Below are 15,362 nucleotides of genomic sequence, written 5' to 3' on the forward strand. Positions count from 1 at the left end.
GCCTTCCTTCACGCTGCTGCAACTGCAGCGAACCGTGGAAGCTTTGGCTGGCAGGCTGATCAACAAGCCGAACTTCCGGAGATTGGTCGAGCAGCAGGAACTTGTTGAGGAGACCGGGGAGACCTCCCTCGACACGGGCGGCCGACCGGCGAAGCTTTATCGCTTCCGGCATGCCGTCCTCGACGACAGGGCTATCGCCGGGACAAAATTACCGCTGGCGCGGGCTTGACATACTTATAGTCAAGGTAGATATATTCCCTTATTGTCAAACCGAATATAATCGAGGCGCCAATGACTGGGGCGTTACCTATGGCTGCGTCCTTGTATGAGCGTGTCCGGCGGGTGATCCCACCCGTTGAATGGCCCGCGTTCGCCGGCGATATTGAAGCCATCTTAGCGCTGAAGCGTGAGCGCAATGCGGTGGTGCTGGCGCACAATTACCAGACGCCCGAAATTTTTCATTGCGTGGCAGACATCGTCGGCGACAGCCTGGCGTTGGCCCACAAGGCGGTGACGGTCGACGCCGACATCATCGTGGTTGCCGGCGTTCATTTCATGGCCGAGACGGCAAAACTGCTCAATCCGAACAAGACCGTGCTCATCCCGGATCTCCGCGCCGGCTGCTCGCTGGCCGAATCGATCACGGCAAACGACGTGCGGCTAATGCGGCTGCGGTATCCGGGGGTCCCCGTTGTTACTTACGTCAACACTTCCGCCGCCGTAAAAGCGGAGTCCGACATCTGCTGCACGTCCGGCAACGCCAAGGCGGTGGTGGAATCGCTTGGCGTGGCGCGTGTGCTGATGCTCCCGGACGAATATCTGGCGAGGAACGTGGCAGCCGATACAGACGTCGAGATCATCGCCTGGAAAGGCCATTGCGAGGTGCATGAGCGCTTCACCGCAGCAGACATCCGGGAACTGCGCGATGCCCATCCAGGCGTCATCGTGCTGGCCCATCCAGAATGCCCACCAGACGTTGTCGCGGAGGCGGAGTTCTCCGGCTCGACCGCGGCGATGTCGGATTATGTCGAGCGTGAGAAACCGAAGCGTGTCGTCCTTCTGACCGAATGTTCGATGAGCGACAACGTCGCGGTCGCGCATCCCGACGTCGAGTTCGTTCGCCCATGCAATCTGTGCCCGCACATGAAGCGCATCAACCTGGCCAACATTCGCGCCGCACTCGAGCAGAACCGGCATGAGGTCCGGATTGATCCCGAAATTGCCGGCCCCGCCCGCCGCGCGGTCGAGCGCATGCTTTCCCTATGAGTCTGGAGGTTCGCGAAATCGCGGGGGCGCCGGTCGTCATCGGCGGCGGCATTGCCGGCCTGATGACGGCGCTTCATCTGGCGCCGGAACCGGTCGTGCTTTTGACCAACGCGCCGCTTGGAACCGGAGCCTGCAGTGAACTTGCCCAGGGCGGTCTTGCGGCAAGTCTCGGGGGCGACGACGGCCCAGATTTTCACCTTTGCGACACGATAGCTGCCGGCGACGGACTCTGCGATGAGGCCACGGTGCGGCGAGTGGTACGAGCTGCACCCGAAGCGATTAGGACGATCCAAAGGTTCGGCGTCGACTTCGACCAGCACCCTGACCGCGCGTTGCGACTTGGGCTCGAGGCGGCACACTCGCGACGGCGGATTGTGCATGCAGCCGGCGACGCCACCGGTCGCGAGTTGGTGCGCGCGCTCGTCGCCGCGGTTCGGCGTACAGCCTCGATCACCATTATCGAAAATGTGGAGGTCCGCCGGCTGGTCGTGCAGGACGGGTCGGTCATCGCCGTGGTCGCAGCAGGACGAGCCGGCGCGCTCGCTCTGCCCACGCGTCGCGCGGTGCTGGCGACCGGCGGCGTCGGCGGGCTGTTTTGCGACACGACAAACCCCGCTGGCTCATGGGGTCACGGGCTGGCGCTCGCCGCATGGGCGGGGGCGGAACTCGCCGACTTGGAATTCATACAGTTCCATCCAACTGCGCTCGACGGTCCGCGCCGGCCGATGCCGCTGGTGAGCGAAGCCGTGCGTGGCGAAGGCGCGGTGCTCATCGATGAGCGAGGAGAGCGCTTCCTCGCCGACACACCTGGCGGTGAACTTGCGCCTCGCGACGTCGTAGCGCGCGCCATTTGGCACCAGCTTGCCGTTGGACGCCGCGTATTCCTGGACGCACGGCAAAGTCTCGGCCCGAGATTTGGCAAGCGTTTTCCAGGCATCGCCGAATTGTGCCGGAGCGCAGGAATCGACCCAGCGACCGACCTGATCCCGGTGCGCCCGGCGGCACATTATCACATGGGCGGCGTCGCCGTAGACAGCGCCGGCCGCAGCTCCATCGAGGGATTGTGGGCCTGCGGTGAGGTGGCCTGTACCGGCCTGCACGGCGCCAACCGCCTGGCCAGCAACTCGCTCACCGAAGCGGCGGTCACCGCGAGCTGGGTTGCCGAAAGCGTTGCCGGCACGTCGTATACCCGGCGACCGCGCAGATGCTCCACATTCGTCCCTCCACGACCAGACGCTTCCGTGGTCCGCCCGATTGTCTCCGCCGCCCTGGGTATCATCCGCGACGGCGAGGCAATGCGCGAAGCGGTGGCGACCCTGCTGCCGATCGCAGCCAATAGTGTCGCTGCCTCTGGTCCGGCTTTGGTCTCACTGATGATCGCCGCGGCGGCCCTGAGGCGGGAAGAGAGTCGAGGCGCGCACTGTCGGTCCGATTTCCCGCTCCACGATGCCAACGTGCGCCCATCACGGCTGACACTGCACAGCGCAATGCGGGCCGCGGCCGCACTCGATTGCCGGGCTACCATACGGAGCACTTGATATGACTTCATTCTCCCCCCTCCCCGCGACCCTGATCGAACCGATTGTGCGCGTTGCGCTCCTCGAAGACCTGGGCAGATCCGGCGACCTGACCACCGATGCGGTTATCCCGTATGATTGCACTGCCACGTTGGTGCTCAAAGCGAGGCAGGCGGGCGTCGTTGCCGGGCTCGATCTGGTCTCGTATGCCTTCCTTCTCGTGGAACCGGCGATCAACATCCAGATCTGGCGCCCTGATGGCAGCGAGGTTGGGGCCGGGGAAACCATTGCAAGATTGTCCGGACCCGCACGAGGCCTGCTCACGGCCGAACGCACGGCCCTCAATTTCTTATGCCGGCTGAGCGGCATTGCCACTGCCACAGCGGCCATGGTTGAGGCCGTGCGCGGTCACAAGGCGAGGATTGTATCGACGCGAAAGACGACGCCCGGGCTGCGGGCATTGGAGAAATACGCCGTGCGCGTCGGCGGCGGTGCCAATCACCGGTTCGGCCTCGATGACGGCGTGCTCATAAAGGACAACCACATCGCGATCGCCGGCGATATGCGCACAGCAATAGAGCGGGCGCGCGCCGCAGCAGGGCATATGGTGAAGGTCGAGGTCGAGGTCGACACGCTGAAGCAGCTCGATGCAGCGCTCGCGATTGGTGTTGACGCGGTGCTGCTCGACAATATGTCGGTCGAGGATCTTGCCCGCGCGGTTTCTATAGTGGATGGCCGTACGATCACCGAGGCGTCCGGTCGGGTGATGCCGAAAACGGCGGCGGCGATTGCGGCGACCGGTGTCGATCTCATCTCCATGGGTTGGCTGACGCACAGCGCCCCGATCCTCGACATCGGCCTGGACATGCCGGACCACCAGAACATCTGCAAGCACTTGAACTGAGGATTACGGCGTGAGGAGCAACATCAGCTCGGCAGGCGTAGGAGGTGCTGGAAAGACGTGCCGCAGCTCGCCTTTAGCGAGTGCGCCCCAAAGCCAAGAAGGCGTACCGGACTAGCAAACAAAGGTTTGACGATGACGATTGGAATGAACTCGGAGTTCGACGTGAACCAGACCATGCAATCGGTCGACGGAACGCCTCCGCGATGGAACCGCAAAGAGGCCGAGGCCATCTACGGCATGCCATTCAACGATCTGCTGTTCCTGGCTCAGACGATCCACCGCCAGAACTTCGATCGAAACCGAGTGCAGCTGTCGCGGCTCCTTAGCATCAAGACCGGCGGGTGCCCCGAAGATTGCGGCTATTGCAGCCAGTCTGCGCATTACGAAACCGGTGTGAAGGCGTCGAAGCTGGTGGACGTCAAGCATGTCATCGACGAAGCGGCCAAGGCGCGTGATGGCGGCGCAACGCGCTATTGCATGGGCGCGGCGTGGCGAAGTCCCAAGGAGCGCGACATGGACGTTGTGGTCGCCATGATTGAGGGCGTCAAGGCCCTCGGCATGGAGACCTGCATGACGCTCGGCATGCTCGATCTTGAGCAAGCTGCTCGCCTGAAGCAGGCCGGTCTCGACTACTATAACCACAACATCGATACCTCTGAGCGCTACTATGGCGAGGTTATTTCAACCAGGACTTTTGCCGACCGGCTGAAAACGCTTGGGCACGTGCGCGCGGTTGGGATGAAAGTCTGCTGCGGCGGCATTGTCGGGATGGGAGAAGAAAAGACCGATCGCATCGACATGCTGGTCACGCTCGCGAACCTGCCCGAGCCGCCGGAAAGCGTGCCGATCAACATGCTTATTCCCATCGAAGGCACGCCGCTTGCCGCGGCCGACGCCATCGATCCGATCGATTTCGTCCGCATCGTTGCGCTCGCGCGGGTGATGATGCCGAAATCCTATGTAAGGCTGTCCGCCGGCAGGACGGCGATGAGCGACGAAACGCAGGCGCTGTGCTTCTTTGCCGGCGCCAATTCGATCTTTGTCGGCGACACGCTGCTGACGGCGGGAAATCCCGGCGAGGACAAGGATACCCTTCTGTTCCGGCGCCTCGGCATTGAGCCTATGGAACTCGCCACGCAATGAAGGAGGCAATTCTTGCCCGCTATGACGCAACCTTGCGGGGACTGGGGCGCAAGGACCGGTTGCGGACGCTCGCACCGCGCGCCGGGCTCGACTTCTCGTCGAACGACTATATCGGACTTGCCGCCTCCAAAAGACTGGGCGATGCGGTTTCGACGGCGATTGCGCGGGGCACGCCAGTGGGCGCCACCGGATCGCGGCTGTTGCGCGGCAATGCACCGGAACATGAGCAACTGGAGGCGGACGCAGCGGCATTTTTCGGAGCCGAGCGTGCACTGTTCTTCGGCAGCGGCTATATCGCCAACTTCGCTCTGCTGACGGCCCTGCCGCAGAAAGGCGACCTGCTGGTCCTCGACGAGCTCGCTCATGCCAGCATGCATGAGGGTGCCCAGGCCGGGCGCGCTGAGTTCAAGCTGGCCGCGCACAACGACGTCGACGCTGTCGAGGACGCAATCACCCGCTGGCGCGCCGAAGGCGGCATGGGGCGGGTGTGGATCGCCTTCGAAAGCCTTTACAGCATGGATGGCGACCGTGCGCCGATGGAGAGCCTGGTCGCGCTGGCTGATCGGTACCAGGCATTCATCGTCGTCGATGAAGCGCATGCCACCGGCGTCTGGGGACCGGACGGCCGGGGACTGGCCGCCGCGTATGAAGGCCGCGACAACATCGTCACGCTCCACACATGCGGCAAGGCGCTTGGCGCATCCGGCGCGCTCGTTACCGGACCGCGAACACTGTGCGACTATCTTATCAACCGGTGCCGGCCATTCATCTATGCGACCGCACCATCGCCGCTGATGGCAGTCGCGGCACGTGAGGCGCTGACTATTCTGTCTGACGAGCCTATGCGTCGTGCTCAGTTGCACGAGCGTGTCGCTTTCGCGAGCCGGCAATTGGCCGAACGCTGCGGCGTGATGCCCAGCGGCTCGCAGATCCAGCCGCTTGTGATCGGCGATAACAGCCGCACCATGGCGGTGGCGGCAGGACTGCAGGCACGCGGCTTCGACATACGCGGCATTCGCCCGCCGACAGTGCCTGAGGGTACGTCGCGCCTGCGCATTTCGCTGACTCTCAACGTCGACGAAGCCGACATTTCCGCCATGGTCGAGGCTCTCGTCGGAGTGTTGGCCACAGCATGACCAAACGCATCGTCGTCACCGGAACAGACACTGGAATTGGCAAGACAGTGTTTTCGGCCGGACTTGCCGGGCTGCTCGACGGCTTCTACTGGAAGCCGGTGCAATCGGGCCTCAACGAGGAGACCGACAGCGAGGTCGTCGCCCGGCTTTCCGGCTTGCCCGACGGACGCGTGCTGCCCGAAGTCTATCGACTGACGATGCCGCTGTCGCCGCATCGATCAGCCGAAATCGACGGCGTCGCGATCGAGGCCGACGATCTTTCATTTCCGGTCCTGCCGACACCGCTCGTCATCGAAGGCGCCGGCGGGCTGATGGTGCCGCTCAATCGACAGACAAGGTTCATTGACATATTCGAACAATGGCGGCTGCCGGTCATACTGTGCGCCCGCACCGCGCTTGGCACCATCAATCATACGCTGTTGTCGATCGAGGCCCTGAGAGCCCGCTCCATCCCGCTCATCGGCATTGCCTTCATTGGCGAAGAGGTGGCCGATACACAAAGGACAATCGTGGAATTCGGCGGCGTGCCGCAGCTGGGCAGGCTGCCGCACCTCGGTCCGCTGACGGGTGAAACGTTGAGAGATGCAATGATTTCCGGCTTCGACCTGGCCATGATTGCCGGAGGCGACTGATGGCGGAGTCTCGAGTCTGGCATCCGTTCACGCAGCACGCGCTAGAGCCCTCGCTCCCTGAAATCGTGCTGACTGAAGGCGCCTATCTCCACAAGGCCGACGGCTTCCGCATCCTCGATGCGATTTCTTCCTGGTGGGTCGTCACCCATGGCCATCGCCACCCCCGCATCATGAAGGCCATCGAGACGACCGCCTCGAGCCTCGACCAGATCATCTTTTCGGGCTTCACCCACGAGCCGGCAGAGCGCCTGGCCAAGGCGCTTGTCGGCCTCGCTCCCGCCGGACTCGATTGGGTGTTCTATTCCGACAGCGGCTCGACCTCAGTCGAAGTCGCGCTGAAGATGGCGCTCGGCTATTTCCGTAACATCGGCGCGTCGCGTTCGCGCATCGCCGTCATGGAGCACAGCTATCATGGCGACACCATCGGCACGATGAGCGTCGGCGCCCGTGGCGTCTTCAACGCCGCCTATGAGCCTTTGCTGTTCGAGGTCGACACCATCCCCTTCCCGGCCGCCGGGCGCGAGCAGGAAACGCTGGATCGGTTCGAGGCCGTTAGCCGCGACCGGCGCGCAGCCGCGCTGATCGTCGAGCCGCTGGTGCTTGGCGCCGGCGGCATGCTGATGTATCCGGCCTGGGTTCTTGCCGAATTGAAGAGGATCGCCGAAGCCTCCGGCACGCTCGTGATCGCCGATGAAGTGATGACCGGCTGGGGGCGCACCGGAACCATGTTTGCCTGCGAACAGGCGTCCGTCTCGCCCGACATCTTGTGCACCTCGAAAGGTCTGACCGGTGGTACCATCCCGCTGGCCGCCACGATCGCCACCGATGCCATCTTCCACGCTCACTTTTCGGAGGATCGCAAGAAGACGTTTTTCCATTCGAGCTCCTACACCGCCAATCCGATCGCCTGCGCGGCAGCACTTGCCAATGTCGAGATCTGGCGTGACGAGCCGGTGGCCGAGCGGATCGCGGTCTTGAGCGCGAGGCAGGCCGCGGGGCTGCAACGCTTCCGGGACAATCCATATTTCACCGACTGCCGGACAACCGGCACCATCGCGGCACTCGACCTACGCACCGGCTCAGCCGGTTATCTGGCCGAGATCGGGCCAAAACTGCGCGCTTTTTTCCTTGAGCGCGGCCTGTTGGTGCGCCCGCTCGGCAATGTCCTCTATCTTCTGCCGCCCTATTGCATCACCAGCGACGAATTGGACGGGCTCTATGACGCGATAGAGGAGGCCGGCGAACGCTTCGGCTCGCGGCCATGAACCTATCGTCGCGCGTTCTCGGCTTCGGCCATCATGCGCCGACGCGCAAGGTCGAGAACCCGGAAATCGAAGACCGGCTCGGGCTTGAGCCCGGCTGGATCGAGCGGCGCACCGGAATTCGCTCGCGCTTCTGGGCAACAGACGAAGACACGCTGTCGGGCCTTGCCGCCTCTGCCGGCGACATGGCGCTGACCAATGCCGGTATCGACCGCGGCGACGTCGGTCTACTCTTGCTCGCCACGTCGACGCCCGATCACCTTCTGCCGCCAAGCGCGCCGCTGGTCGCACATCGGCTGGGGCTAGGCCGCGCCGGAGCGATCGACCTGACCGGCGCCTGCGCCGGCTTCATCTATGCGCTGATGTTCGCCGACGGGTTCACCCGCCTGCACGGCAAAGCGAGCCTTGTCATCGCCGCCAACATCCTCAGCCACCGCATCAATTTGGCCGAGCGCGCCAGCGCCGTGCTGTTTGCCGATGCCGCCGGCGCCATGGTGATCAGTCCTTGCGATGACCCGGATCGAGGCATTCTCGGCGCTTCGGTGGATTCCGACGGCTCGCGCTACGGGCTAATCCAGATTCCCGCCGGGGGAAGCAACACTCCGTTCCATGCCGACCTCGACCTCGCGCAGACACGGATGACGATCACTGACGGCCGTGAAGTATTCAGCAAGGCCGTGGAGATGATGACCGCCTGCTCGAGAGATGCGCTCACTGCTGCCCGACTGAGGCCGCAAGACCTCGATCGTTTCGTGCCGCATCAGGCCAATGCGCGCATTTTCGACGCGGTCGGCAGGAACCTCGGCATCGCTGATCACTCGATCGTCAAGACGATCGCCGAATATGGCAACTCTTCCGCCGCGACGATCCCGCTCTCATTGTCGCTGGCCCATCGGGCGCAGCCGTTTCGGCCTGGCGAGAAAATTCTTCTGGCGGCAGCGGGTGCGGGTCTCAGCGGCGGCGCGCTTGTGGTGGGAATTTAGCAAAGCAATGCTTGCGCACAGGACTGCTCATGAATGAGACTATGAGAATGGCTCAATACGCAAATAGTCGCCGGCAAGCTCCATAGAGCTGGGGTCCGTGCGGTGCTCCGCGATGTCTAAGTATCGACCCGCTTGCTCAAATCGCAGCGCTCATCGAAGGCCAGCAATACCTCATGCAGAGCGAAAATCCCCAACCGCCCGTTTCAAAGACGCTCGCCCCATTTCGAAACAAGGTGTTTCGCTCAATTTGGGCGGCCACCCAGATTTCCAGCCTCGGTTGGCTAGTGCAAACGGTCGCCATCAGTTGGCTTATGGCAACGATTTCAGCGTCCGACCTCATGGTGGCACTCGTCCAGGCCGCATCCACATTGCCGGTGTTCTTCCTCTCAGTTTTCGCCGGAGCCATTGCCGACAACTTCAGCCGCCGGTGGGTGATGTTTGCGGGACACTGCCTGATAGCATCGGCGTCGACGACGCTGATGATTTCTGTGGGTCTGGGATTTGTCAGTCCTTGGCTGATTCTCGGGTTAGGTTTCCTGGCCGGCTGCGGCTTTGCCTTGAATGATCCGGCTTGGCACGCTTCGGTCGGCGATATCCTTCACAAACGCGACATTCCGGCCGCAGTGACGCTTATGTCCGTCGGATACAACATTGTGCGCAGCGTTGGTCCAGCCTTGGGGGGCGTGATCCTGGCCGTCTTTGGGCCGCTGGCCGCTTTCGCCTTGGCTGCGGTGAGTGATCTGGCGCCCATAAGCGCGATATGGCGCACCAAATGGGAGGTCCGCTCTTCGCCTCTCCCTCGTGAGAGAATGACGACGGCAATTCATGACGGAGTGCGCTTTACGGCGATGTCTTTGGAGATCAGGGCAGCGACCGCCCGAGCCGCTCTTTTCGGGTTGGCAAGCATCTCCATTCTGGCGTTGCTCCCCCTCGTCGTCCGGGATCAGTTGAAGAGTGGGCCAATTGTCTACGGTATCTTATTGGCCGGCTTCGGCATGGGTGCTTTCATCGCGGGTATGGGCAACGGCTTCTTGAGGAAGGTCACGTCTCAAAACAGGCTGGTGGCCTTCGCCTCTGTGGCTTGTGCAGTCTGTTGCCTCTCCCTTGCCCTTACATCGTCGCTTCCTGTGGCGGCCATTTCGCTGGCGCTCGGCGGAGCGGGTTGGCTTATCACCTGGACGGGCATTGACGTGTCGGTGCAGTTGGCAAGCCCAAGGTGGGTTGTAGGCCGCACGCTCTCCATTTACTACGCCTTGAGCGCAGGCGGTATGGCTGCTGGCAGCTGGATCTGGGGTTCTGTCGCGCAAAACTATTCCTTGACCTCAGCATTGGAGGGCGCCGCAGGCGCTCTGTTGCTGGTTGCAGCAGCGGGGATCGTGTTGCCGGTCCGTCCCTGGGAAGAAACCGATCAAGAAAGTTCAGTTTTTCATCCGCCGGACGTGGCTCTCGATCTGAAACCCAGAAGTGGCCCTATCGTGGCCAAGGTCGAGTATTTGATATCGGAGGAAAATATCGAGGCCTTTCTGGGCTCCATGCGCACGCGGCGACACGTCCAGAGCCGTGCCGGTGCACGAAACTGGACGCTCCAGCGAAATCTGCAAACACCGTCACTTTGGACGGAGACATTCCGCACCCCCACCTGGATGGACTTTCTCCGCCTAAATCATCGACTCACCGCAGCAGATAAGGAAGTCGCCCAGCATCTCCTGTCACTGCATGAAGGAGAGGTGCCTCCGCAGACAGTGCTTTCGATTGAACGGACGACCGAGGCAATTCGTACCCGTACCTCGACAATCTTTTCTCGTCCTCCAAGATGACGCCATCAAGCTGCTGTCCAGGGACAGGGTGGATCACCGGTGCTTTGCAGAGCACAGCCTCACACCGAGAGCAGCGTGCTCCGGGTTGTGCGCTTTCGCGCGCACCCAGGCGAGATGATGGTGAACGCGGCGTCAAGTGGAAGTCCCCTGCATACGCTTGCGGAGTCTTCTGCGAGAGCCCATGCCGACGAGCGCCAAACAAGGTCTGATGCCTTTCGGCGTCGTGGCCTCAACTCATCGATTCGCGAGAAAAGCATCGAATGCAGCAGCAACGGCGCGAACAACAAAGCGGTGCTCCGGCCGCACGCGGATGAAGCCGTTTTCGACGTCCAGGATCCCCTCCTCAGCCAGCGTCACCAAACTCTCAACTGAATCGAGAAAACGAGCTGGTTCGATTTCGTGGGCGGCACAGATGGTCGGCACGTCGGCCTCCAAATCGCACATCAGTCGCTCGATGATCGCTGCGCGCACCCGGTCATCGTCGGTCAGACGGTGACCCTTTGATGTCGCCAGACGTCCACTTGCGATGTGCCGGGCGTAAGAATCCCGTGTTACTTCGTTCTGAACATACCCCTCGCGGACTCGGCCAATAGCCGACGCGCCGAAGCCGATCACGTTTTGCAAGTATCGGCCGAGTATCCCAGCGAATTACGCCGTAGGCGCCCGGTCTTCTGGCGCTAGCGCAAGTTCGTCGTCCGGCGGAGCGAAATGATCGAGCCCGATCTCCCGGTAGCCAGCGCCAACCAGTGTCTCGGCGACAGTTGCAGCCTGTTCGGCGCGAAGATCGCCGTCCGGTAGACCTGCCTGCTCGATTAGGCGCTGATTCTTTATCACGGAAGGAATATGCGCGTATCCGAACACCGCAAGCCGGTTGGGGCGCATGGCGACCGCAGCCATCGCGGTCTGGATGCAGGACTGCACAGTCTGTTTCGGTAGACCGAAGATGAGGTCGAAGTTGATATGGCCAACGCCATGCCGGCGGAGATTTTGGACTGCAGCGGCCGTCTGCACCTTACTCTGGATCCGATTGATCGCCTTTGCACATCGGGATCAAAGCTCTGCATCCGATGCTCGCGCGGTTGACACCGTTAGCTGCCAGGGCTTCGGCCATTTCCGGTGTGAACGTTCGGGGATCGATCTCCACGGCGATCGCAGCAGTTTTGCTGAAAGCGAAGTGGCGGCGTAGAAATTCCATCAGCGCCAAGTGCTCGGCTGGCCCGATAAGGTGAGGCGTTCCGCCGCCGAAATGCACATCGCTCACCGGCAGCCCTTGCCGCACTTGCTCCGACACCAAACTGATCTCCTGACGCAGCACCGCTAAATAATTAAGGATCGGGCCGTTGCGACGGATGACCGCGGTAGGGAAGCCGCAATACCAGCACATGGATCGGCAAAACGGAATGTGGAAATAGAGCGACACCGATTCGTCGGCCGGGAGGCCCCCCAGCCATTCCTCATAATCGTCAGCACCAACTGCCGCAGAGAAGTCTGGCACAGTCGGATAGATGGTATACCAAGGCGGCCGGGGGTCCCGGTACTTTGTCAGGATTGAGGTGTGCAAGGAGCTGTCATCCCACGTCGCTCATCCATCATTCTTTCGTTGCGCGCTCGTCCTGGTCTCTGACCTAAGTCAGTGCGTCCCGCTTATGTCGCAGTCTCGTTTGGACAGGATGGGGTCAACCACGCCGGGGAGCGCGCGTGCCATGGTTGCGCCTGAGGTGATGGTGCGGTGCCGCATTCAACGTCTGAGTACGTGACGCCAGTGCAGTGTGCTTGAGGCGTCTGCGGAAGAACTTTGCAATGCGAAATTCATGTCCGACGCAACGGACCTGTCAAGCCTCGTTCAGACGCCATCCAGGTCCAGCCAGCGGCCTTCCCTGCCGGCCGAAAAACCATACCGGCTTTAGCCACCGAGACGCTCTAAAGCTGACGTCGGCTCATTTGATGAAAGGAGGACGCCGCTAGGGGGTGCACAAGGTTCCCCGGCTTGACGTCGCTTCGAGCGAAGAGCGGTGTGGCTTGTCGTCAAGCGCCGGGCAGCGTGCCCCCTACCGATATCCCGAAAAGATCGACCAAGATGGCCATGCCGACGCCACACGCGGTCTGGATGAGGCCGACCATGAAAATGCGATTGGCGCGTTCGTAGATGGGGCGCCGCAAGGAACTCATGTCGAGCAGCATGGACAGCGCTCTCATCTGCAGTGCGATGCCGAGCAGGATCGGCACTACGGCGAACAGATCGTAGAGTTGCCATGGCAAGGGGTTCGCGGCCCAATGAGTGAGGAAGCCGAGGGAAAAGGCAAGCAGGATACCCACGGCAGTGATTGTGCCGTTGCGGAAAATGGTCTCGATCGGTTCTTCCTTCGGATCGTGCTCGTCCAAGCGGCTTCCTTTCGTTGCTCTTTCCGTCGAGACTAAGTTCTCGAGAATACTGTTCATCGCCAATTACTCGAGGCGAGCCGTAGGCAGCCGTTTCAGGGTGCGCTCCCTCTCGCTTCCGGCCGCGCAATGTACCTGCACGGCGAACTTACAGCGGCGAAAAGGTGCTGCGGCCACCATGCGACGCCTCGGACGTGCACGCCCTCTGTTCCTGGCGCAGCCCTTGCGGAGCGTACGCGCAGTGATCCTTCTCGGTAGCGGATGGCGCGGCCTCCGTTGCGGTCAGACGGGAAGCCGTCGCTGTTAAACGAGACTGTCACATATCGAACATGGCGAACCGTGTCGCACATTTCTTTTCGCAGTGACCCTCAAAAAAAGTGATTCCAGCGAGACGAAGGCGCGTCGGCCCGATTTTGGTGTCGGCCGCATCTACGCTTCAGGTTGGCATGTCGCTTGCTGCTCTATTCGGAGAGCTGCAGCGGTCCGACCGGAGTGTTTCACATGTAAACGATAATGAATCTCCTAGCAGAAAACACTATTATAAGTACATGTGGCTTTTACGCTGGCTCACCTCTCGTGTCAAGCGCTTTGGCGTCCACATATTGGAGACAACACGCACAAAATTTAGAGGAAAAGCTTGCTCTTTCGCCTCTATCCTTTTTATTCCTTCATGGAGATCTAGACATGTACATCAAGAGTCCTCTTCTCGGCTTAACTGCTCTGATGACCATTTCCGTCGGTCGAGCAGCTGGCGCCGAGCGGGAACCGGCCGAGTACATCAAGATCTGCGACGTCCTCGGCTCGGGATATTCCTATATTCCCAACACCGAGACCTGCCTGCGCATCGGCGGCTATGTCCGTTACGATATCGGCCTGGGTGACGTCCGATCGTATGACAGCGCAAGAACCTCGGACGTGAGAACTGGCGAGGACCAAGGCACTTGGCGAAACAGCACACGCTTCACGTTCAAAACTTGGACCGGCCAGCAGACCGAGCTCGGCGCGTTGACGACCTATACCGAAACCCAGGTGAATTTTGGCAACAGCGCTAACTCGCATGACAGTCCTCAGAACTATGATTTCAACAGCGGCCTCGCACTGGCTTCTGCCTGGGTCGAGCTGGGAGGCCTGCGAGTTGGCAAGGAGGGGTCGGCCTTCGATACGTTTGCAAGCTACGCTGGCAACGTTCTCGATAGTATGCTCGTTCCGTCGGCCGGCTTCGACACCAACGTGGCTCAGTACCACTTCGACGCCGGCAACGGCATTTCGACTGTGATTTCGCTCGAACAAGGATCGGGCTCAGCCGGTACTATCGACAGCTATATTCCGCACGTTGTCGCCGGCTTGAAATACACGCAAGGCTGGGGCTCGATCATCGGCGTCGCGGCTTATGACAGCAATTACGAAGCTTTTGCCGGCAAGATCCGCGTCGACGTCGCTGTCACAAACCAGCTGTCGCTGTTTGGACTCTTCGGCTACGGTTCCAATGCCAGTCTCAACGAGGACTCAAACGGCGCAATTGCCAATCATGGGCGCGGCTCGTACAAAATCTGGAACGGCCAGTGGGCTTTCTGGGCGGGCGCCACCTACGAGTTTGACGAGAAAACTTCGTTCAACCTTCAGGTCTCGGGTGATCAGCTCAAGGATGCTGGTGTGGCTGCAAACGTCGCCTACATGGTCGTTCCCGGCTTCACGGTCACAGCCGAGGTCGATTACGACCACTACGGCAACTCTGGCCTCGGCCCTGCCGAGCCTACCGCCGTCAAGGGCACGAGCAAGCCGAACAGCGTCGGCGGCATTCTCCGCTTACAAGGCTCATTTTGAAATCTCTCCAGTCGCGAGCATGGCAAAGGCACTTGCCTCGACAACGCACGCATGGAGAGCTTCGTTCGCCATCTTGAAGTCTGCATCGACCGTCCACGGCCCATCGTACCAACTAGAAACTGAAAGTTATGAGCCCTGTGTACTACACCTAGCCCTTGACCTGCCCGATGAACCGGCCAGGGGCCGTCAGTTCAAATTCGGGGCCGTTTAGAGGGCAGTGTGAGGCCGTGTTAGGTAAGCGCCACTGCAATGTCGAGGCCGCGACACGCCTGTCGCTTTGGACGGCTGGAATTGCCCTTCGCGGCGCCATTCATTCTCTCAACATTTACGTGATAATGCACGCTGAGTCCGAGCCGCGTGGCAGCACCCATCCTAGGTGTGAGCTTTCGAGAGGTTGTCCATTCGGACCGGACCGAGGAGACTGGAGTTACCACGCTTCAGCATCCATCGGAGGGTCCGAATGAACATCCACAAGAATGCCCGTCTCACACCGCTGCGT

General features: G+C 61.3%; 11 protein-coding genes and 2 pseudogenes. 11 read left to right on the forward strand and 2 right to left on the reverse strand.

The window, feature by feature from the left end; all coding sequences use genetic code 11:
* From EN993_RS18980 to EN993_RS19025, 10 genes and pseudogenes are all read left to right on the forward strand, one after another.
* Positions 1-229: pseudogene (locus EN993_RS18980) on the forward strand (hypothetical protein); the annotation flags it as partial.
* Between the two features lie 62 nt (positions 230-291).
* Positions 292-1,266 (forward strand): quinolinate synthase NadA, encoded by a 975-nt coding sequence (gene nadA / locus EN993_RS18985; RefSeq protein ID WP_063169250.1) that lies wholly within the window; start codon positions 292-294, stop codon positions 1,264-1,266.
* Entirely contained in the window at positions 1,263-2,804 is a 1,542-nt protein-coding gene (locus tag EN993_RS18990) for an L-aspartate oxidase (RefSeq protein ID WP_063169251.1), read from the forward strand. Before nadA ends, EN993_RS18990 begins: the two co-directional genes overlap by 4 nt.
* Position 2,805: 1 nt before the next feature.
* Entirely contained in the window at positions 2,806-3,687 is an 882-nt protein-coding gene (nadC, locus tag EN993_RS18995; protein WP_063169252.1) for a carboxylating nicotinate-nucleotide diphosphorylase, read from the forward strand.
* Between the two features lie 174 nt (positions 3,688-3,861).
* Positions 3,862-4,830 carry a biotin synthase BioB gene (gene bioB / locus EN993_RS19000; RefSeq protein ID WP_224570943.1) on the forward strand — a complete coding sequence of 323 codons (969 nt, stop codon included), beginning with the start codon at positions 3,862-3,864 and terminating at the stop codon, positions 4,828-4,830.
* Positions 4,827-5,966 carry an 8-amino-7-oxononanoate synthase gene (locus EN993_RS19005; protein WP_024505572.1) on the forward strand — a complete coding sequence of 380 codons (1,140 nt, stop codon included), beginning with the start codon at positions 4,827-4,829 and terminating at the stop codon, positions 5,964-5,966. Before bioB ends, EN993_RS19005 begins: the two co-directional genes overlap by 4 nt.
* Positions 5,963-6,598, forward strand: a complete 636-nt coding sequence (bioD, locus tag EN993_RS19010) for a dethiobiotin synthase (RefSeq protein WP_063169254.1) — start codon at positions 5,963-5,965, stop codon at positions 6,596-6,598. The genes EN993_RS19005 and bioD overlap by 4 nt, the downstream gene beginning before the upstream one ends.
* The gene (locus tag EN993_RS19015) at positions 6,598-7,863 is read left to right on the forward strand and encodes an adenosylmethionine--8-amino-7-oxononanoate transaminase (RefSeq protein ID WP_127264537.1); all 1,266 of its coding nucleotides are present in this window, start codon (positions 6,598-6,600) and stop codon (positions 7,861-7,863) included. The genes bioD and EN993_RS19015 overlap by 1 nt, the downstream gene beginning before the upstream one ends.
* Positions 7,860-8,843, forward strand: coding sequence for a beta-ketoacyl-ACP synthase III (locus EN993_RS19020; RefSeq protein WP_127264538.1), 984 nt, complete (start codon positions 7,860-7,862; stop codon positions 8,841-8,843). Before EN993_RS19015 ends, EN993_RS19020 begins: the two co-directional genes overlap by 4 nt.
* Before the next feature lie 173 nt (positions 8,844-9,016).
* A complete protein-coding gene (locus EN993_RS19025; RefSeq protein ID WP_063169257.1) occupies positions 9,017-10,660 on the forward strand; it encodes an MFS transporter in 1,644 nt (547 codons plus the stop codon).
* 234 nt (positions 10,661-10,894) lie between these two features.
* Here EN993_RS19025 and hemN read toward each other — a convergent pair.
* Positions 10,895-12,221 (reverse strand): annotated as a pseudogene (gene hemN / locus EN993_RS19030) (oxygen-independent coproporphyrinogen III oxidase).
* A 464-nt stretch (positions 12,222-12,685) separates the two neighbouring features.
* Complete coding sequence (locus EN993_RS19035) at positions 12,686-13,042, reverse strand: hypothetical protein (RefSeq protein ID WP_024505577.1); 357 nt, start codon at positions 13,040-13,042, stop codon at positions 12,686-12,688.
* Between the two features lie 681 nt (positions 13,043-13,723).
* Here EN993_RS19035 and EN993_RS19040 point away from each other — a divergent pair.
* The gene (locus EN993_RS19040) at positions 13,724-14,863 is read left to right on the forward strand and encodes a porin (protein WP_063169258.1); all 1,140 of its coding nucleotides are present in this window, start codon (positions 13,724-13,726) and stop codon (positions 14,861-14,863) included.
* Positions 14,864-15,362: the final 499 nt, after the last annotated feature.

It is taken from the genome of Mesorhizobium sp. M7D.F.Ca.US.004.01.2.1, assembly GCF_003997785.1.
In the GTDB taxonomy this organism is placed as follows: domain Bacteria; phylum Pseudomonadota; class Alphaproteobacteria; order Rhizobiales; family Rhizobiaceae; genus Mesorhizobium; species Mesorhizobium loti.

Coding starts and splice junctions, on each gene's coding strand:
- EN993_RS19025 (WP_063169257.1), top strand. CDS start 9,017: ATGCAGAGCGAAAATCCCCAACCGCCCGTTTCAAAGACGCTCGCCCCA.
- EN993_RS18990 (WP_063169251.1), top strand. CDS start 1,263: ATGAGTCTGGAGGTTCGCGAAATCGCGGGGGCGCCGGTCGTCATCGGC.
- EN993_RS19015 (WP_127264537.1), top strand. CDS start 6,598: ATGGCGGAGTCTCGAGTCTGGCATCCGTTCACGCAGCACGCGCTAGAG.
- nadA (WP_063169250.1), top strand. CDS start 292: ATGACTGGGGCGTTACCTATGGCTGCGTCCTTGTATGAGCGTGTCCGG.
- bioB (WP_224570943.1), top strand. CDS start 3,862: ATGCAATCGGTCGACGGAACGCCTCCGCGATGGAACCGCAAAGAGGCC.
- EN993_RS19020 (WP_127264538.1), top strand. CDS start 7,860: ATGAACCTATCGTCGCGCGTTCTCGGCTTCGGCCATCATGCGCCGACG.
- bioD (WP_063169254.1), top strand. CDS start 5,963: ATGACCAAACGCATCGTCGTCACCGGAACAGACACTGGAATTGGCAAG.
- EN993_RS19005 (WP_024505572.1), top strand. CDS start 4,827: ATGAAGGAGGCAATTCTTGCCCGCTATGACGCAACCTTGCGGGGACTG.
- nadC (WP_063169252.1), top strand. CDS start 2,806: ATGACTTCATTCTCCCCCCTCCCCGCGACCCTGATCGAACCGATTGTG.
- EN993_RS19040 (WP_063169258.1), top strand. CDS start 13,724: ATGTACATCAAGAGTCCTCTTCTCGGCTTAACTGCTCTGATGACCATT.